This window comes from Lachnoclostridium sp., assembly GCF_031997925.1.
GTDB lineage: Bacteria > Bacillota > Clostridia > Lachnospirales > Lachnospiraceae > Lachnoclostridium.
The window spans coordinates 34,689-53,377 of sequence record NZ_DAMADT010000018.1 but is presented as its reverse complement, the minus strand read 5'-3'; the positions used below and the strand labels follow the sequence as shown (position 1 = coordinate 53,377).

Sequence of the window (18,689 nt, the reverse complement as noted above, 5' to 3'; positions counted from 1 at the left end):
AACCAACACAATCAATCATACGAACGGATAAATCAACATCACCAAGAACTTGAATGTCAACGGCTTCCTTCGGAATAAACTTTGGTTCTGTTGTCATTACTGTTTTTCCTTGAGCACTCTGAGGCAGCTCATCGATGGCACGCTCTCTACTATGTACATCCTCTATATTCGGTATTACTAACAAATCCATAAATCTCTTGATGAAAGTGGATTTTCCCGTACGAACCGGGCCAACAACACCGATATATATTTCTCCATTGGTTCGGGCTTTGATGTCTTTGTATACATTAAAATTATCCATAACAATACCCCTTCCATATAATTACAAGCTAGTAATATATATGAAAGGGGCAAACAAAATATTCTTAGTTCTTTGTCTCTTCTTCTACAATTGCTTTAATTCGGTTCATTACCATCTGGAGCGCCACCTGATTTTCACCACCACGAGGAATGATGATATCTGCATACTTTTTCGTTGGTTCAACAAATTGTTCATGCATTGGTTTTACTGTATTAATATATTGCGAAATAACAGATTCTAAACTGCGACCACGTTCTTTTACATCTCTCAAAATACGGCGTACTAAACGCTCGTCTGCATCCGTATCCACAAATATTTTGATATCCATCAAATCACGGAGTTCCTTGTTTTCAAAGATTAAGAAGCCTTCTATAATAATAACCTTTGTTGCTCTAATATGGACTGTTTCCTTGGTACGATTGTGTTCCGAATAGGAATATACCGGACAATCAATCGCGATTCCTTGCTTTAAACTACGGATATCTCTTAACATACGCTCCGTATCAAACGCATTCGGATGGTCGTAATTAATCTTTACACGTTCTTCGAAAGGCATATCATCATGTGCTAAATAATAACTATCATGACAAATCAATTCGACATTATCATTATATTCCTCTTTTAAACGTGCTGCGACCGTTGTTTTTCCAGAAGCAGATCCACCTGCTACTCCGATTACTATTACCTCTTTCATCTATGCCTCCAAAGCTTATTTAACATTTGTTTTTCTTATTCCCCTACGATTTCAGCTACTGCAGCTCTAATCTTGTCACACTGACAATTAGCATAGAAGTATTCTTTAAACTTCGCACCACTTAAAGCACCTTTTACTAACTCTTGGTCTAAGTTCTTTAAGATTGTTACTAAATCAACATGAGTAATTTTCTTTACTTCATTTAATATCTTTCTATTTCTCTCCATTGGGATAGCTCTTTCCTTTGGATAACCTTGTCCACTTTCTCCATCAAATAACTTTTCAAAAATATATTGAAGATTTAATTCAGCTCCCCAGCCAAATCCCTTTGCAAATGGAAGAGCAATTGCATTTCCATCGTTAATCTGTGAAAACATGAAAGCGTCGGATGGATCCACTACATGACCACATACTACGTTAGGGAAGGAATTACATGCTAGCATAGCACCTTCACCAGTACCGCAGCCTGTAATAACATAATCTGCTGCATTAGAGTTTAATAATACTGCTGCTAAGATACCATTCTGTACATAAGTTAAGGAATTTGGATCCTCAGCACCGAACATACCGTAATTGTATACTTCATGTCCCATTGGCTCTACAACCTTTGTTAAGCTTTCATAAATCACAGCATTTTTGGCTGCCTGGCTGTTCTCGTTAATTAATGCGATTTTCATTTGTTTTTTCTCCTTTTCTACCATTCTAATGAATTGTTTTCTTGTGTCTTGTCGCGAAGCAGTAAATCACTTACTGCAGCCTTCGCAGATTTATTTTCAAACAATACTAAGTTAATCTGCTCTACAATAGGCATCTCAACCTCATATTGTTTTGAAAGCTTTAATGCAGCTTTTGCAGAGTAAACTCCTTCTACTACTTGTTTCACTTCATCCATTGCTTCTTTCATCGTATAACCTTGCCCAATTAGGTATCCAGCATTACGATTTCGACTATGTTTGCTTGTACAAGTTACAAACAAATCTCCAACTCCGGATAATCCAGAGAAGGTTTCAAGCTTTCCGCCCATCTTCATACCAAGACGGCTAATTTCAGCTATCCCTCTTGTCATCAAAGCTGCCTTCGAATTATCACCAAAACCGAGTCCATCGGCAATACCAGCAGCAAGTGCAATTACATTCTTTAACGAACCACCTAACTCGATACCAATAATATCAGGGCTCGTATAAACTCGGAAACAATCATTCATGAATGCATCTTGAATTAAAGATGCTGTCTTTTTTGATTTTGCACCAACTACACAAGTAGTTGGAATGCCACGACTAACCTCTTCTGCATGGCTAGGGCCAGACATAACAGCCACATCTGCATTTGGAATTTCTTCCTCAATAATATCAGTTAAGGTATCAAGCGTGGTCTCTTCAATCCCCTTACCAACATTTACAATAACCATATGATCCTTTACATAGGACGATACCCTCTTTGCGGTTTCTCTAACATAAGGAGAAGCAACTGCAAATACTACAAATTCTGGGGCTTTAAAAGCATCGTTTAGAGAATTGGTCACTACAACCGAATCCGGTAACACTGCTCCTGGAAGGTTTGGAATACTTCCCCTATCCGTATTTAATGCTACCACTTCTTTGTCTAACGCAGACCATAGTGTAACTTCATGTCCATTATTACTAAGTAAGATTGTAAGTGCTGTTCCCCAGGTTCCCGCACCAAGAACGCTAATTTTCATTCTAACCTCGATTCCGGCGCTTCGCGCCCTTTATAACAATAGCAACTTTATGTCTTAGCTATTTTTCTCTATTTTTACCTTCTGACCAATTTTATTTTCCGTACCATTTAGCAAACGTTTAATATTAGCACGGTGCATGTATATCGCGGATGCTACATATAAAAGGCCAAGAATAAACATATGTAGCTCTCCAGGATAACGAATTAAAATCCAAACAGGAAGTAGAATGGATATTAACATAGAACCAACAGATACATATTTCGTAAGGAAAACAACTGCTACAAAGATAACGATAAAAAATGGTATCAATAACGGATCAAATGCTGCCATAACACCTGCGGTTACTGCTATCCCTTTTCCTCCTTTGAACCCTAACCAAAATGGATAGCAGTGACCAAGTACAATACCAAGGCCCATATATAATGCAAAGAGTTGATTATACTCAACATCTTTAAAAATAATATTGCGAAATACTATGATTGGAATAATAGCTTTTAAGAAGTCCCCTAAGAAAGTGATAGCTCCCGCCTTCCAGCCAAGTGTTCTTAAAGCATTTGTTGTACCAGCGTTTCCACTTCCATATTTACGGATGTCCACATGATTGATTTTACCTACAACATAACCAGTAGAGATACAACCAAAGGCGTACCCAGACAACAGACATATTATTATTCTCCAAACCATGACAATATCCTCCCGAATTTCTTAGTCATTTTCCTTACGTTCGCGAATAAAGAATTTTAATGATGTTCCTGAAAAGCCAAATGCTTCTCTGATTTTATTCTCAATGTATCTGGTATATGAGTAGTGCATTAATTCCTTGTCATTCACAAAGATGACAAAGGTTGGCGGCTTCACTGCTACTTGAGTAATGTAGTACAAACGAAGTCTCTTACCCTTATCGGATGGTGGCTGTTGAAGCGCTGTTGCTTCCATCATTATTTCATTGAGTACACCGGTTGAAATACGAAGATTTCTATTTTGAATCACAACTTCGATGGAATCAAATAATTTTGTTATACGCTGACCAGTCTTTGCAGATATAAACATAATTTCTGCATAAGGTAAGAAGGATAAGATTTCACGGATACGGTTCGTATACTTATAGATTGTCTTATCATCCTTTTCAATTGAGTCCCATTTATTAACCGCTATAATAATACCTTTTCCACGTTCATGTGCAATTCCTGCAATCTTTGCGTCCTGCTCGGTAACACCTTCATCGGCATCGATTACGACAACCACAACATCCGCACGCTCTACAGCACTTACCGTACGAATAATACTAAAACGTTCAAGCTCTTCTTTAATCTTACTCTTACGACGGAGCCCAGCAGTATCAATAAAAACATAATCCTTCTTATTCCAAGTTACTGCGGTATCAATTGCATCTCTTGTAGTACCTGCAACATCAGAAACAATCACACGATTCTCTCCAAGTAACTTATTGATAATCGAGGATTTTCCTACATTTGGCTTACCAACAATCGCAATTCGAGGGCGCTCATCCTCTTCTTCTTCCAAAGCTTCTGGTGGAAAATGTCCGACTACAATGTCGAGTAAATCACCAAAACCTAACATGGAAGCTGCAGATACTGGAACCGGATCACCAATACCTAAATTATAAAATTCATAAACATCTGGCATAAACTTTTCAAAACTATCCACTTTATTTACAACTATTATGACAGGTTTGCCAGATCTACGAAGCATATCAGCAACTTTATGGTCTGCATCTAAAAGCCCCTGGCGAACATCTACTACAAACATAATAACATCTGCTGTAGCAATGGCGATCTCTGCCTGCTCTCTCATATAAGTAAGCATCATGTCCTTACTTTCCGGCTCAATACCACCGGTATCAACAAGTGTAAACTGTTTATCAAGCCATGTAATATCCGCATAGATACGGTCTCTTGTTACACCAGGAGTGTCCTTAACTATCGAAATACGATCACCTGCTAACGCATTGAATAAGGTGGATTTTCCAACGTTTGGTCTACCCACAACTGCGACTATCGATTTACTCATTTAATCCTCTATTCTGGCGCTTTAGCGCCCTTTATTAACAATAGTATTTTGTACACGAGCACTAATTACTGTATACCAAATCTACTTTAAATATGGTACTCCTACATACAATAAAAGTGCGCTTTGCAAACTTTTTATTGTATGTCAAGAAAAAGTAAGCTTCGCGAACTTTACTATCTATCACTTTTTTTTATCATTGCATTTACCAATGACATTCCATCTGATTTTACAATACGAATAGTTGTTTGTAAAGCCTTTTCAATATCTTTCACTGTCATGTCATCTAGAAGTATCTCTTCTCCAGAGCGTAACATCACATCAGACATTAGTAATGCTTCCCCAAGAGGTTTCCCCTTTAATTGGTCTATGATGTCTTGACCGGTCAGTAGTCCTGTTACTGTAATGTCCTCACCAAAGAAATGATTTACGATTGGGTAAACATGGACTGTAAGGTTTTCAAATTTATCCATTACTTGATTCGCTAACTTAACTATAATATCCGAAACAAGCATACCAGTTATCAGGGAGACTTCAATTCTCTCTTTCGTTGTTTCGATTTTAGAAAGATAATCTGTAACTTCATCCACTAAAGATCGTACCATACCGACGCCATTTTCTATCTGTGGATATCCTTCATAGATTTCTTCTTTTGGAACCTGCAGACCTGCATTGATATACCATTCATCACTGGCAAACACAAAGCGAGTGCCTCTATCTTTTTTTATCTTCTTTTGCCAGCCCTCAATTTGTTCCACTACCTTTAATGACTCTTCTTTTGTAAACTTACGAAGTTTCGTTAAGTTATCGCGGTGTTTACTTAACCCTACCGGAACTACAGATAATGATTTCATAAATGGAAGGTACTTTGTTAAATCCTCTATCGTCTTATCAAGTTCTACACCATCGTTATAATCTGGACATAATACAATCTGTCCATTCATCTCCAAACCCGCTTCATAAAATTGATCCAGATAAGATAAGGTGTCCTCTGCAAAACGATTGTTTAGCATCTTCTTTCGAAGTTCACCATTCGTCGTGTGTACAGATATATTAATTGGAGAAAGTTTATAGAAACAGATACGGTCTACTTCCTCCTTACTCATATTAGTTAACGTTATATAATTACCCTGAAGGAAGGATAATCTTGCATCGTCATCCTTAAAATAAATGGTATCTCTCATCCCCTTTGGGTTTTGGTCAATAAAGCAAAAAATACATTTATTACGACAAGATTGATAGCAATCCATTAACCCTTCTTCAAACTCTATCCCAAGATCTTGTTCATAATCTTTTTCAATCTCTAATTCCCATTCCTCGCCATTTGGCTTTCGAACCAATAGAGTTAGAAATTCATCATTAATCAAATAATGATAATCTAGTACATCTTTAATCTTTTTTCCATTTATACGAAGAAGCTCATCACCGTAGGATAACTCCAGCTCCTCAGCAATACTTCCCTTTTGAACATCTTTTATATAATGTCTGCTCGATTGATTGTGTTCCATATTATAATCATAGCCTTTCCATAGCCTGCAAACTTTGGTCCACAGGCACAAATTTTCATGTGAATAAACCTTGTTCTTTCACACTATCCTATCTTAAATGCTTGGTGCTAGCAAGGTATATAAAAATGCAAATTTTCTTATTTTTTCCTTATTTACACCATGATTCATTCACTATAGTTTACCATCCCAAATGCAGTAACGCAATATACATTCATTAATTTCCTCTGTTAAAGCGGATACGAAACAAATGCTTTCATTAAATCCTCCAATCTTTGATTAACTTCGTGCTTTTTTATCGAACAAGGTCGATACAAAAAACAACACTATCTCTATATGTTGTTTAAAATTCTTCAAATCGAACCAAAATATACATATACAAATCCAATTAAGAAGGTGATTAGATATGACTAAAAAATTTTACCTTGCTTTTTTATTGCTATTCGTTATAACCTTTTGCGGTTGTAGCAACGGGAATGAAAAAGAATCACATACCTTAATTTATGATTCCAAATCCCCCTATCACTTGTATGGAAGTATTTCCTTAAATCGGCAGATAAAAACAAGCGATGCTACTGATCTTTATAAGTTACAAAAACTTCCTCTAGCCGGCATATTTCCTGTAAGAAACTATCTTGCAAAACAGATAGAAAACATTGTACCAACGCCTACAAAGGAACCAGGTTCTGTTCAAACGAATGCAAAACCAAACCATAACAATCATGTCATTATTGATGACAGTGGGTTTTTTACGACATTTACTACACCACCTAAAAAAGTTGCTGTGTTATTTTCTTCTTATGCACAAGTATGGCAAGATGCCGGAGGTACGGTATCGATTACTGTTCCAGATAGCATTGACCGAAGCTTAGTAAAAAAAGAGAATGTGACTGTGGTGGGAAATGGTGATGGAAGAGCTATTAATGTGGAACGATTACTCAAATTAGAACCTGATCTTGTTATACTAACAAATGACTATCCAGAACAAGTTGAACTCGCAGAAATTTTAAGGGACAATGAAATCAAAACTTTGTTATTTCAAATAGATAGCTTTCTTGATTATCTGTCCATGTTAAAATCCTTTACAACAATCTTAAATACACAGGATAGATATCAAACCTACGGAACTGAAGTTTTAAATACGGTTGAGCAGATTATAGAGGAAACTAGTAATGTAAAAAATTCCCCTAAGGTATTATTCTTGCTCGCAAGTCTTCAAGGAATTAAAGTCATGTCAACCAACCATTTTGTCGGTGATATGCTAAATGATATGAAAGCAATCAATACGGTATCTGATTCTTCCATCCTATCAGATAAATTAAGCCCTGAAATTTTGTCAACTTCAAACGTGGATCAAATATATATTTCTATTATGGAGGACAACGTAGAAGAAACAAAAATGTTCGTCGAACAAGAGTTTATTAAGAATCCAACATATCAAAAATTTAAGGCCATCAAGGAGAATAAGATTTACTTTCTTCCAAAAAATCTATTCTCTTATAAACCAAACAAAAACTGGGGTAAAGCCTATGAATATCTAGCTAATTTATTATATCCAAAGGAGTCGCAATGAAGGAATACAAAGAAAACCTATCCATTCAAATCAAATCAAATGGAGTATTTAACCACTCCTTTTTTCTTTCCATTCCTACCGTATTTAAGTTCTTATTCCTAGGTTTTTTCTTATTCTTTAGCTGTATTTTAGCCATTTGTCTTGGGAGTATCGATATTCCAATACAAGATGTATTTGCTGCTATCTTTCCATTTGCAAAACCTTCTAATAGTGTACATGAAATTATTTTAACGCAAGTCCGGTTTCCAAGAGTATTATCTGCTATCTTTGCTGGAACTGGCTTGTCTGTTGCGGGATTAATCTTACAAACTTTGTTAAACAATGCTCTTGCATCTCCAAGTATCATAGGAATCAACTCCGGTGCAGGTCTCGGAGTAATACTCTTATTTAGCTTATTACCAGGACAATTTTTGTTTGCACCATTGGCAGCCTTTTTGGGTGCTTTCTTTGCCTGCCTACTCATTGCCATTCTCTCCTATCATGCTTATATATCGAAAACCACGATTCTTTTCGCTGGTATCGCTATCTCAAGCATTTTAAATTCTTTCAGTAACCTCCTTTTGTTACTTAACCCTGACATAACAGATAGTTCCTATTCTTTTATGCTTGGTTCCCTATCTGGTATCCGCATGAATCATAAGCTATATCTTCCGTTGCTTCTTATTCTGATTTCACTGATTGTAGTCTTTCTGTTTCGTAGATACTTAAATGCATTATCCTTAGGTGACACGATTGCTACCTCACTTGGTATTCGAGTACCTCTCGTTCGAGTATTTTTTTTAATCCTGTGTGCAAGTTTAGCAGGTAGTGTTGTAAGTTTTGCGGGCTTACTAGGTTTTGTCGGTCTTATCGTTCCCCATATTGCACGTCGTTTTGTAGGAAATAATATTAAGCTATTAATTCCTTATACTGCAATGCTAGGCTCCTTCTTCGTGGTCTCCTCTGATTTAATTGGCAGGCTACTTTTTAGTCCTTACGAAGTTCCTGTAGGTATTATGATGTCTTTCCTGGGCTGTCCTTATTTTATTTATCTACTTTTCCGACAGAAAGGAGCGCAGCAGTATGCTTAAATACGAGAATGTTTCAGCGGGTTTTCAAAAAACACCTGTGATCAATGATATCAGTGTATCCTTTCCATACGGTACAATTACCGCAATACTAGGTCCAAATGGTTGTGGTAAATCAACCTTAGTACAATGTCTAGCGAATAAAAAATTGTTGTTAGAAGGTTCCATTACCTTAGATGGTGTACCACTTTATTCTCTTACACCAACAAAAAGAGCAAAACGTATCGCCTTTTTACCTCAAATATGTGAACTTCCTTCCATGAATGCAGAAACCTTAGTAGAACAAGGACGTTTTCCCTACTCTACAATAATGAAAAAAAGAACCGACCAAGATGACCGTATCATAAGAAGAGTAATGGAGCTTACAAATACTCTCGATTTTGTCGGAAAGAATGTAAAGACATTGTCCGGTGGAGAATGTCAACGAGTATATCTTGCTATGGTTCTTGCACAAAATAGCGATTATCTTATTTTAGATGAACCTACCACCTCTCTTGATATCAAACATCGTTTGGAGTTTTTAGAACTTTTAAAGGCACTGCGTAATCAAGGGAAGACAATTCTAGTAATTTTACACGATATTAGTGAAGCACTACAAATTGCAGATATCTTAATCCTTATGAAAGAGGGTAACATTATTAATGTCTCTAACAGACAAGAATTCTCTAACAATGCACAAATTGAGGAAGTATTCCAGATTCAATTTAAGATGAAAGAAGAAGGTAATATACAATACACTTCATTTACTTTATAATGCGCTTGACGTACTAATTGTAAGGAGCTACAATAAGGAAGTTGATTTAATAGAAGGGAGAACCATCATGAGTAACAGAAAAATAACGGAAACAATCCCTGTCGCTCCACTCAAAATTATTCCTATGGAGAATTGTTTAGCACTCGGTGCAAAAATAGACCAATGCATCGTGGAAGCTAGACGTGCAATGTTAGAAAGTCATGAGGCGTTACCAGCTTTTCTAGGATATGATAATAGCACTTATCTTGTTTCCTATGATATACCTCGTTTTGGTACTGGAGAAGCAAAGGCTGTCATTAATGAAACCATACGTGGCTGTGACCTTTTCTTAGTCGCTGATGTCACGAACTATTCCAATCACTATATGATGTTTGGTGAAGATTCCATAAAGTCACCAGATGATCATTTTCAAGATTTAAAGCGTGTAATAGCCGCTGCAAAAATCAGTAAAGTGAAACGTGTTAATGTCATTCTTCCATTTTTATATGAAGGAAGACAGCATCACCGCGACAAATTAGAATCACTCGATTGTGCTCTTGCATTACAAGAATTATCTGAAATGGGTGTTGAAAATATTATTACTTTTGATGCACATGACCCACGTATTCAAAATTCGATACCAATTCGTGGTTTTGATAATTTCTATACAAGCCTACAATTCATTCGTGAATTATTATTTATAGAAAAGGATCTTATCATTGACAAAGACCACCTTATGGTGATTAGTCCTGATGAAGGCGGTATGACTCGCGCAGTTTACTATGCCAATGTTCTTGGAGTGGAAATGGGTATGTTTTATAAGAGAAGGGATTATTCTACTATAATAGACGGAAGAAATCCGATTATTGCTCATGAGTTTCTTGGCTCCTCTTTAGAAGGAAAAGATGTTTTTATTGTTGATGATATCATTTCTTCTGGTGATAGTATCATAGATGTTGCGAAAGAATTAAAGAGAAGAAAGGCTGGCCGTGTCTTTATTGCAGCTACCTTTGGATTATTCTGTAACGGCTTGGAAAAAATTGACGAATATTATGAAGCTGGCTATATCGATAGAATTTACACAACCAACCTAGTATATAACAAGGAAGAGTTATTAAAACGTCCTTATTACCGCAACGTAGATTTAAGCAGATATATCTCACTCATTGTTGATACTTTAAATCATGATACATCGGTCAATGATATTATTAATCCAGTTACTTTAATTCAGGAATTATTGAATTCTTATCGAACCAAATAAGAATTGTACTTACCGTCCCTACTAAGGCATTCGAATGCCTTGCAGTGGCGTTAGACTACCTCGCATGAGGTAGTCTTTTTTTCTCCCCAAGTAACCGACAAGAACTTAGCTGCATATAGTACTATGAAGTCATTTATGAGCAAGGTAATATCGCTCCTGGTGAAGCTTATGACATTTTCTCCAAATGAAATACTCGAAGCCCTCCTGCTTGTAGTGGCACTTTCCGCAGACACTTTTGCAGCTAGCTTCGCATACGGTACCAACAAGATTAAAATTATGATGTCTTCCACGCTAATAATTAACGGAATCTGCACCTTGGCACTAACTCTCTCCTTAATACTTGGAAATCTGCTTCGTCCCATTCTATCTAACGATATCACCCGTACCGTTAGCTTTACTGTTTTATTTATCCTTGGAATGTCGAAGTTATTCGACAGTACAATTAAGGCTTACATCCGAAAGCATAACAAATTTGAGCACGAGTTACACTTTTCCTTTTTATATCTTCGCTTCATTTTAAATGTGTATGCAGATCCGAAGATTGCTGACGTAAACGAATCAAATTCCCTCTCTCCAATGGAAGCATTATCCCTTGCTATTGCTTTATCATTTGATGGATTTGCAGTTGGTTTAGGTGCAGCACTGATAGAGATAAATGTATGGTATGTTATTATTCTTTCATTCATCATTGGCATCCTTGCTATTGTTGTAGGAAGCTTCGTTGGTAATCTGATTAGTAAAAAGATATCCATGAACATTTCTTGGTTAAGCGGTATACTACTTTTAATCATTGCATTTTTAAAGATTTGATTCAAGTCTATGTAATCCAATAAACAAAACATTAAATACAAAACATTATTAATAGGTAACTTTTTTGTTTTTATTCCAGCTTCTCTGGACATACCGAATTTAAAAAGGACAGAATTTAATTCTGTCCTTTTCTTTTGCTTTCCTTATATAACTATAAAATAAAACCAATTCATCACTTCTAATGTAATGAATATGATTACTCTTTTTCGTTCTTTTTAATGAGTCATTCTTATTCCTTATTAACATCCGGTAAGGATAATGACATAAATCCTGCTAAACTACCTCTTTGTCCTTTACTTCCACGATGTGAAAAGAACAGGTCTTGTCGGCACATAGTACATAATCCCGACTTAACAATATGTTCGGATGTTACTCCTGCCTCTCGTAATAACTGATAATTTGCTTCCCATAAATCAAGTTGATATTTTTGACCTTCTTTTGATTTCTTAGCATGTTGGAATAAAAAGTTTTCCCATTGCTCCTTAGTAAAATGAGTCATAAACTCTTCTGCTACATCTTCACTTACTTCATAGCAGTCCTTACATATACATGGTCCGATGACAACAATAATATCCTCTGCCCTGCTTCCATATTCTTTGTTCATCTGTTCTACGGTAACTTTTCCAATCTTACTTACAGTACCTCTCCATCCGGAATGAGTTAATCCAATTGCTTTATTCACTGGGTCTAGGAAAAATAAAGGTACACAATCCGCACTAAATGTTAATAAGGAAACATCTGACTCATTCGTAATGTGACCATCAATTTCCGTATGAACATTCTTTTTCTTGATTCCCATTCCTCGATCCGATGCTGTAGCTACCCTAACATTTGTTTTATGCACTTGATCAGTAAATACTAAATTATCAACCTCTATCCCAATACTATGGCAAATACGCTCATAGTTTTCCATGACAAGGTCTTCATAGTCCCCCCTTCGAAAGCCAAGGTTCATAGATTCAAAAATCCCACTACTAACTCCGCCAAGTCTAGTAGAAAAACCATGTCTTACGTATGGGAACTGCTCTAATATAGGAAAGGAAACATATGGAACGCCTCCTACGTTTTTAAGCACTGCATGTTCTGTCAATTTAATTTCACTCATTGGAACCCCCATTCTAGCCAAAGCTTTTGCGCATATAAAACTTTTTGGAGCTTTAGAAAACAAGAAAAAGTATGGATCTCAAACTTTTCCTTGTCATGATTAAGGGTATAAAACAATAGATACCCTTAAGATCCATATGCATCAAAAGCATGTTTTATTAATCGTATCTCTTTCTTAAGTATCACAACAACATCAAACCTACACGGAGTACTTTCTGGTAACCGATTTACCAGAAGATAATATTTCGCTGTATTCGTTATTCGCTTCTGCTTATGTATAGTAATCGCTTCTTCTGGAAACCCCATTTCCATATTCGATCGATACTTCACTTCAACAAATACCAAATATCCATTTTCCCTAGCTATAATATCAATTTCTCCAAGGCGACAACGATAATTTCTTGAAAGAATTTGATATCCCTGTTCTGATAAATAATTCGCCGCTTCAGTCTCTTTCGTAAGCCCCTCAACCTTTTTATTCACTAGGTACTTCCCCCATTACCCTTCCTTTAATCAAATCCATTCGGTCAACAAACAATAAAACTTGAGCTACAATATCGTAGAGTTCAGGAGGTATACAATCTCCTAACTCTAATTTCGACAAAGTATTCGCAAGAGGCACATCCTTATGAATTGGGATATCTTCCTCCATGGCTTTTTTTATAATTTTATCTGCTAAGATATTCTTTCCCGATGCAATAATCCTAGGTGCCGGATCTTTAGGATTATAAGAGAGTGCAACTGCTGTTTTCTTTTCCTTTTCCACCGTAACCTCATTTCCGCATATAGTATACGTACGTAAATTCTTCGCTTCCTATATTTTACCATCGTATACTTTATGCTGTGTATATTATACGCTTCGTATATTTTACGCTGCGTAAATTTTACGATAATAACCTATACAAGAAATAGCATGCTTCACGGACTATTCCTTGTCCTAAATAAAGTTTTTGATAAAGGATGCTCTATGAATTGGTGATGGTCCTAGTTCTTTTAGCGCTTTGATATGATCTGCGGAACCATACCCCTTATTCGAAGCAAATCCATAACCCGGAAATACCGTATCATACTCCACCATAAGGCGATCTCTTGTAACCTTTGCAACAATACTTGCCGCAGCGATGGATATACTTTTTGCATCTCCTTTGATAATTGGAACTTGTGGAATTACTACTTCTGGAATTGTCACTGCATCATTTAATAATAACTCCGGAACTAGTCCTAACTTATTAATAGCTCCTCGCATTGCTTCATAAGTGGCTTGTAGTATGTTTATCTCATCAATACAAGCATGAGAAGCACTTCCAATTCCTACTGAAATAGCTTTCTCCATAATTTCATCATAGAGTACCTCTCGTTTCTTTTCGCTTAATTGTTTCGAATCATTGATATATAAAATCTCACAATCTTTTGGTAAAATAACTGCACAAGCGATGACAGGTCCTGCAAGCGGTCCCCTTCCAACCTCATCAATTCCACATATATAACGATAATCTGGATAGCTGAGTTCATATGCTTGCAGAGACTTAACTCTAGCCCGTTCATCCTTTAACTTCTCATATCGATTCTCATACTTAAAAATAAGTTTTTTTACACCCTCTCGCTCATCGGTACCATATTTATCTTTCACTTTGAAAAATCCATCCTCACCAACTAGTTCGAGCTCTTTCGTAATTTCTGAAATTTTGACATTCATAACATCAATCCTTCTTTTTTTCTTCGTTAACTTCCATTCGTTCATTTGGCTGTTCCAGAGTTATACGGCCAATTCGTCCATTTCTGAAATCATCTAATACAAAATTAGCAGCTTTTACTAAGTCAAGTTCTCCACCCTTTAATAAACAAGCACGTTTTTTGGCAATCAGATCGAGATTTTCTATTTTACTATCCACCTCTTCTATGCCATACTTCTCGCTTAAAACACCAGGGTATACACGATGTAAATATTCGATTAGTTCATAACACAGATCTCTTGGATTTAGGATATCATCATTGATGGAACCGATAAAGGCAATTCTCATACCAACTACCTGGTCTTCAAACTTTGGCCAGAGAATACCTGGAGTATCTAATAGCTCAACATTTTTATTTAATTTAATCCATTGCTTTCCTTTTGTAACACCTGGTTTATTTCCTGTCTTAGTACAGGCTTTTCCAGCAAAGCTATTAATAAAAGTCGATTTACCTACATTCGGAATTCCTACAATCATCGCGCGGATTGGACGATTTAAAATTCCACGCTTACGGTCTCGTTCTATTTTCTCCTGACAAGCTTGCTTAATCACTTCATGTACATTCTTAACACCGCTACCGTTTTTGGAGTTGACAAGAGCTACAAACCAACCCTTTTTCTCATAATATGATTTCCAAGCATCGGTGACTTTCTGATCCGCTAAATCATATTTATTTAATAAGATAATTCTTGATTTATTCTTCGCTAAATCATCAATGTCTGGATTTTTACTACTATATGGGATTCTTGCATCCACCAATTCTATTACAACATCTATTAATTTAATATCTTCTTGCATCTGACGTTTTGCTTTCGTCATATGCCCTGGGTACCACTGAAAATGCATTTATGTGCCTCTCTTTCATTTGATCCTTATTTGATCCTTCATTTGATCCTTCATTTGATCTTTCATTAAAATTGCATCTTAATTCTACAATTTCTATTTTATCTTGATTCTACAGTTCCTTCTACTTTCTACTCCCCGGAAGTTGTGCCTTCTCCCTCAACATTTTCCTCAACAGGTTTTGAGTACATATTAATCTTATTAACAATGTCGAATGGTTTTAAACGAATCCATGCCTTACCGATAATATCATCTTTCACTACATTACCTATATTCGCAAAACGACTATCTTCACTATTATTTCGATTATCACCAAGTACAAAAAATTCATCCTCATCTAAGGTAAATTCTTCGTCTGCAAGGCCTGGAATTCTGATTGGATCAACTACCATCGGCTCCGCTAAAACTTCACCATTGATATAAACTACGCCATCTAAAATCTTTACTCGTTCTCCTGGCAAGCCAATCACACGTTTTATATTATAGTAACTGTGCTCATTTCCACTTTGCTTAAATACGATAACATCGTATCTTTTTGGATTACGAAACGTATATGCCATTTTATTTATGACAACCTTATCCTCATCTTGCAGCGTAATCTCCATCGATTCCCCAAGCATCGTTGTCTTCTCAAGTGCAACATTAATGATTGCGTATGCAAGAGCAACCACTGCTACTATCTCAACTAGCCAAATTAGAATTCGTATATATAATTTTTTACGCTTCTTGCGTTTGATATCCCTATCAAAATCATATTTCATTATACAAATAACCATGCCTTTCCATAGGCTGCAAACTTTGGCCCGCAGGCACAATAATCTGCTCAGTGAATTGCAAAGCAGTTCACTGTTATCCTAAATTTCAATTCATCAGGAGTATTGTCCCCCTGTATTTCTATTATAACTAACTTACGATAACATTGAAACAAAAAAATATAAATTACACAGTCTTATTTATATACTCTGTCTTATTTAATTTTCCAAATCAACTAGCCTTTATACTCAAAGAGTGGATGATTCCAATTTTAAAAAAAGAGGGAGCTCAAAGTGCAGATTCCCTGACGCTTTGTGGCACCCTCTCTTATGCTTACTTTAAAAGTAATTGTTTTACTAATCAAAAAGTAACTATCTTACTAATTCGAAAGAATTGTTTTACTAATTAAAAGAATTATCTTACTAATTCTTTTACTTTAGCTCTCTTACCAACTCTATCACGTAAGTATGTTAACTTAGCTCTTCTAACTTTACCAAGTCTTATAACTTCTACTTTCTCTACGATTGGAGAATGTACTGGCCAAGTCTTTTCAACACCAACACCGTTAGACTGCTTTCTAACTGTGAAAGTCTCTCTTGCTCCACCATTCTGTCTCTTTAATACAACGCCTTCAAATACCTGAGTTCTCTCACGATTACCCTCTTTTACTTTAGCGTATACCTTTACAGTATCTCCTACGTTAAACTTAGAAACTTCTGACTTTAACTGTGCATCTTCGATGCTCTTAATAATTTTGTTCATGTTGTGACCTCCTTCAAATTTAGATGTTCTTACTACGTTCATTCGCTTCCTCACTTAGATTTCTAAGTTTACTAAGACTTAACCTAACGTTTGCGGTTAAGGATTCCAGTACAGAGGAACATCTCGTCTCACAATTTGCTATTATAACATAGCTCAGATTAAAATGCAAGCGATATTCTATTTCACGAACTAGAGAATTCGAAGATTTTTCCTATATTCCTCTTTCAAACCATAAACTCATCGAACATCAAACTTAATAACGTATCTTAAAAGTCTTGTGTGCAAATTGATAAACCAATATACATGCTACGATACAATAAATAAAGCAAAAACTTATCATTAGTATACCAAAGAATAAGGTATTCATTTGTATTCTCATAAATGCAAAACATATTGCGTAAGTAGCCCATGAGACTATGGTGTAAGTACTGCTTTTTATCTCAGTATCCACATTATATGGTTGAAGCAGATAATAGCAAGTTAAGTTATGCACAGAAAAGAAGATGCTCATAGCAATGATTGATAATGGAAGTATTACGTAATACAGTGGATTATCTGTTCCACCAGAAAAATATAAAATAACAGATAAACCTCCCCCTATCACTGCAGCAGGTAACAAGTTGATTTTAATGATTTCACGTAAACGAATTTGAAACAGTTTTAATATAAGATTCGGTTTCTTGTAAAAAGAGTAAGTCAGCATACTATGATCACAATTCATAAACAAAAACCTAGTAAATATACTTCCTCGATTGATGGAATACATAATAAAAACAAAATATGGCAAAAACACCATGAGTAAGTGATTTGTTGCAGTTACTATATCCTTATTTAACTGAAAGGAAAACAGTAATCCAATTACAAGTAATAGACTAATAACAGATACTCTATTTGCTGATTTCCAAAGGATTTTTCGATGTCTTTTTATAAATAGTTCATTTAAGTATTCAAATCCCTTTTTGCGACTTGTAATCTTACTATCCTGACTGATAATTTTTCTACTTTGATTCTCTGTCGCTTGCTTTACAGCCTTATGATAATCCATCCCATCTTTCTTTCCTGCCAAAAGAAGCTGATACATCTCACGGTAAGATTGAAAAGAAAAAATCCGAAGAAATCCATAAATACCTAACCCCATCATTAGAAAAATGAAAGCAACTATAACCGGAATTGAAATTGTAAATCCTACATAGGGTAGTCCATAAGCAATCGCCAATAAAACTCCAACAAACGGCCATGTAACTTTTGGTGGAAGATTTTCATTCGTACACTCCCCTGTCCTTTCATACCGATACAATAAAAGCCATGCGGTAATCACCTTTGTTCCAACAATAAAGAACGGTAACAATAAACAAATCCAAAGTGGAACATTATTTCTTAGTCCAATAAAAATAGTGAAAGGCAGAAAACCTAGGAACACCTTTAGTATAGAATAGATATAGTTGGATAATGTATAAGCCTTTGCATCCATACGCATTAGTATCATGATGTAATACTTATCATTCGTTGGATTGAACATATAGGTATTCATACAAGCTCCGATTAAAGTTAAGAAAAAAAGGATATGAAGAAATATTCTTTCCGTCGGGATTTTGTCATACAACGCGCCAATTTCTGCAACCATTAAGTAAAGATATAGAAATTTACCTAAAAACATAGTTATTATCTCCCAAATAGCAGAAAGAAAATTAGCTAAAATTTTTATCCCTCTGTTTTTATAAAGAGAATTTGGTAACAGCTTTTTTACTAAAGGTATTTGTTTGATTGAATAAATAATACTGTTCACGCGATAAGTATTTTTAAAGGAAAAGGATAAACAAAAT

19 protein-coding genes and 1 pseudogene are annotated in these 18,689 nt (G+C 35.7%); 5 read left to right on the top strand and 15 right to left on the bottom strand.

The annotated features are described in order from the left end of the window. The 7 genes and pseudogenes from RTP52_RS12430 to RTP52_RS12400 all read right to left on the bottom strand — a co-directional run. Positions 1-301, bottom strand: a pseudogene (locus RTP52_RS12430) (stage IV sporulation protein A); the annotation flags it as partial. A gap of 64 nt (positions 302-365) precedes the next feature. After that, positions 366-995, bottom strand: a complete 630-nt coding sequence (udk, locus tag RTP52_RS12425; protein ID WP_312100357.1) for a uridine kinase — start codon at positions 993-995, stop codon at positions 366-368. Between the two features lie 35 nt (positions 996-1,030). After that, entirely contained in the window at positions 1,031-1,672 is a 642-nt protein-coding gene (locus RTP52_RS12420; RefSeq protein ID WP_312371715.1) for an RpiB/LacA/LacB family sugar-phosphate isomerase, read from the bottom strand. Positions 1,673-1,689: 17 nt separating this feature from the next. Then, on the bottom strand, positions 1,690-2,694 hold the full coding sequence (locus RTP52_RS12415) for an NAD(P)H-dependent glycerol-3-phosphate dehydrogenase (protein ID WP_312371713.1): 1,005 nt from the start codon (positions 2,692-2,694) through the stop codon (positions 1,690-1,692). A 54-nt stretch (positions 2,695-2,748) separates the two neighbouring features. Continuing rightward, positions 2,749-3,378, bottom strand: coding sequence for a glycerol-3-phosphate 1-O-acyltransferase PlsY (gene plsY / locus RTP52_RS12410; RefSeq protein WP_312100361.1), 630 nt, complete (start codon positions 3,376-3,378; stop codon positions 2,749-2,751). 21 nt (positions 3,379-3,399) lie between these two features. Continuing rightward, positions 3,400-4,725 (bottom strand): ribosome biogenesis GTPase Der, encoded by a 1,326-nt coding sequence (gene der, locus RTP52_RS12405; protein ID WP_312371710.1) that lies wholly within the window; start codon positions 4,723-4,725, stop codon positions 3,400-3,402. A gap of 173 nt (positions 4,726-4,898) precedes the next feature. Continuing rightward, positions 4,899-6,230, bottom strand: a complete 1,332-nt coding sequence (locus RTP52_RS12400) for a DUF512 domain-containing protein (protein WP_312371707.1) — start codon at positions 6,228-6,230, stop codon at positions 4,899-4,901. 403 nt (positions 6,231-6,633) lie between these two features. Here RTP52_RS12400 and RTP52_RS12395 point away from each other — a divergent pair, with 403 nt between their 5' ends. The 5 genes from RTP52_RS12395 to ytaF all read left to right on the top strand — a co-directional run bounded on the left by RTP52_RS12395 (position 6,634) and on the right by ytaF (position 11,671). After that, complete coding sequence (locus RTP52_RS12395) at positions 6,634-7,800, top strand: ABC transporter substrate-binding protein (protein ID WP_312371704.1); 1,167 nt, start codon at positions 6,634-6,636, stop codon at positions 7,798-7,800. Next, complete coding sequence (locus tag RTP52_RS12390; RefSeq protein ID WP_312371701.1) at positions 7,797-8,870, top strand: FecCD family ABC transporter permease; 1,074 nt, start codon at positions 7,797-7,799, stop codon at positions 8,868-8,870. The genes RTP52_RS12395 and RTP52_RS12390 overlap by 4 nt, the downstream gene beginning before the upstream one ends. Continuing rightward, positions 8,863-9,621, top strand: coding sequence for an ABC transporter ATP-binding protein (locus RTP52_RS12385; protein WP_312107653.1), 759 nt, complete (start codon positions 8,863-8,865; stop codon positions 9,619-9,621). Before RTP52_RS12390 ends, RTP52_RS12385 begins: the two co-directional genes overlap by 8 nt. 64 nt (positions 9,622-9,685) lie before the next feature. Next, positions 9,686-10,861, top strand: a complete 1,176-nt coding sequence (locus RTP52_RS12380; RefSeq protein WP_312371762.1) for a ribose-phosphate pyrophosphokinase — start codon at positions 9,686-9,688, stop codon at positions 10,859-10,861. Positions 10,862-10,996: 135 nt separating this feature from the next. After that, the gene (gene ytaF / locus RTP52_RS12375; protein ID WP_312106785.1) at positions 10,997-11,671 is read left to right on the top strand and encodes a sporulation membrane protein YtaF; all 675 of its coding nucleotides are present in this window, start codon (positions 10,997-10,999) and stop codon (positions 11,669-11,671) included. Between the two features lie 229 nt (positions 11,672-11,900). On the opposite strand, the gene pgeF is transcribed toward ytaF, so the two are convergent. The 8 genes from pgeF to RTP52_RS12335 all read right to left on the bottom strand — a co-directional run bounded on the left by pgeF (position 11,901) and on the right by RTP52_RS12335 (position 18,523). Continuing rightward, positions 11,901-12,776 carry a peptidoglycan editing factor PgeF gene (gene pgeF / locus RTP52_RS12370; protein ID WP_312371698.1) on the bottom strand — a complete coding sequence of 292 codons (876 nt, stop codon included), beginning with the start codon at positions 12,774-12,776 and terminating at the stop codon, positions 11,901-11,903. Positions 12,777-12,901: 125 nt separating this feature from the next. Further along, positions 12,902-13,258: a YraN family protein gene (locus RTP52_RS12365; protein WP_312371697.1), complete on the bottom strand. Its 357-nt coding sequence runs from the start codon at positions 13,256-13,258 to the stop codon at positions 12,902-12,904. Then, positions 13,251-13,541, bottom strand: a complete 291-nt coding sequence (locus tag RTP52_RS12360) for an EscU/YscU/HrcU family type III secretion system export apparatus switch protein (protein WP_312371695.1) — start codon at positions 13,539-13,541, stop codon at positions 13,251-13,253. Before RTP52_RS12360 ends, RTP52_RS12365 begins: the two co-directional genes overlap by 8 nt. Positions 13,542-13,712: 171 nt before the next feature. Then, on the bottom strand, positions 13,713-14,471 hold the full coding sequence (locus RTP52_RS12355; protein ID WP_312371692.1) for a ribonuclease HII: 759 nt from the start codon (positions 14,469-14,471) through the stop codon (positions 13,713-13,715). Between the two features lie 4 nt (positions 14,472-14,475). Next, on the bottom strand, positions 14,476-15,354 hold the full coding sequence (ylqF, locus tag RTP52_RS12350; protein ID WP_312371690.1) for a ribosome biogenesis GTPase YlqF: 879 nt from the start codon (positions 15,352-15,354) through the stop codon (positions 14,476-14,478). A 128-nt stretch (positions 15,355-15,482) separates the two neighbouring features. Then, a complete protein-coding gene (gene lepB, locus RTP52_RS12345; RefSeq protein ID WP_312371689.1) occupies positions 15,483-16,127 on the bottom strand; it encodes a signal peptidase I in 645 nt (214 codons plus the stop codon). 391 nt (positions 16,128-16,518) lie between these two features. Beyond that, entirely contained in the window at positions 16,519-16,866 is a 348-nt protein-coding gene (rplS, locus tag RTP52_RS12340) for a 50S ribosomal protein L19 (RefSeq protein ID WP_312106774.1), read from the bottom strand. A 253-nt stretch (positions 16,867-17,119) separates the two neighbouring features. Beyond that, complete coding sequence (locus tag RTP52_RS12335) at positions 17,120-18,523, bottom strand: hypothetical protein (RefSeq protein WP_312371686.1); 1,404 nt, start codon at positions 18,521-18,523, stop codon at positions 17,120-17,122. Positions 18,524-18,689: the final 166 nt, after the last annotated feature.

Excerpts from the sequence above, each read along its gene's own strand:
- lepB (WP_312371689.1), bottom strand. The coding sequence starts at position 16,127 with ATGGTTATTTGTATAATGAAATATGATTTTGATAGGGATATCAAACGC.
- RTP52_RS12385 (WP_312107653.1), top strand. The coding sequence starts at position 8,863 with ATGCTTAAATACGAGAATGTTTCAGCGGGTTTTCAAAAAACACCTGTG.
- RTP52_RS12420 (WP_312371715.1), bottom strand. The coding sequence starts at position 1,672 with ATGAAAATCGCATTAATTAACGAGAACAGCCAGGCAGCCAAAAATGCT.
- RTP52_RS12355 (WP_312371692.1), bottom strand. The coding sequence starts at position 14,471 with ATGAATGTCAAAATTTCAGAAATTACGAAAGAGCTCGAACTAGTTGGT.
- RTP52_RS12335 (WP_312371686.1), bottom strand. The coding sequence starts at position 18,523 with ATGTTTTTAGGTAAATTTCTATATCTTTACTTAATGGTTGCAGAAATT.
- udk (WP_312100357.1), bottom strand. The coding sequence starts at position 995 with ATGAAAGAGGTAATAGTAATCGGAGTAGCAGGTGGATCTGCTTCTGGA.
- der (WP_312371710.1), bottom strand. The coding sequence starts at position 4,725 with ATGAGTAAATCGATAGTCGCAGTTGTGGGTAGACCAAACGTTGGAAAA.
- pgeF (WP_312371698.1), bottom strand. The coding sequence starts at position 12,776 with ATGAGTGAAATTAAATTGACAGAACATGCAGTGCTTAAAAACGTAGGA.
- ylqF (WP_312371690.1), bottom strand. The coding sequence starts at position 15,354 with ATGCATTTTCAGTGGTACCCAGGGCATATGACGAAAGCAAAACGTCAG.
- ytaF (WP_312106785.1), top strand. The coding sequence starts at position 10,997 with ATGAGCAAGGTAATATCGCTCCTGGTGAAGCTTATGACATTTTCTCCA.
- plsY (WP_312100361.1), bottom strand. The coding sequence starts at position 3,378 with ATGGTTTGGAGAATAATAATATGTCTGTTGTCTGGGTACGCCTTTGGT.
- rplS (WP_312106774.1), bottom strand. The coding sequence starts at position 16,866 with ATGAACAAAATTATTAAGAGCATCGAAGATGCACAGTTAAAGTCAGAA.
- RTP52_RS12390 (WP_312371701.1), top strand. The coding sequence starts at position 7,797 with ATGAAGGAATACAAAGAAAACCTATCCATTCAAATCAAATCAAATGGA.
- RTP52_RS12400 (WP_312371707.1), bottom strand. The coding sequence starts at position 6,230 with ATGGAACACAATCAATCGAGCAGACATTATATAAAAGATGTTCAAAAG.
- RTP52_RS12395 (WP_312371704.1), top strand. The coding sequence starts at position 6,634 with ATGACTAAAAAATTTTACCTTGCTTTTTTATTGCTATTCGTTATAACC.
- RTP52_RS12415 (WP_312371713.1), bottom strand. The coding sequence starts at position 2,694 with ATGAAAATTAGCGTTCTTGGTGCGGGAACCTGGGGAACAGCACTTACA.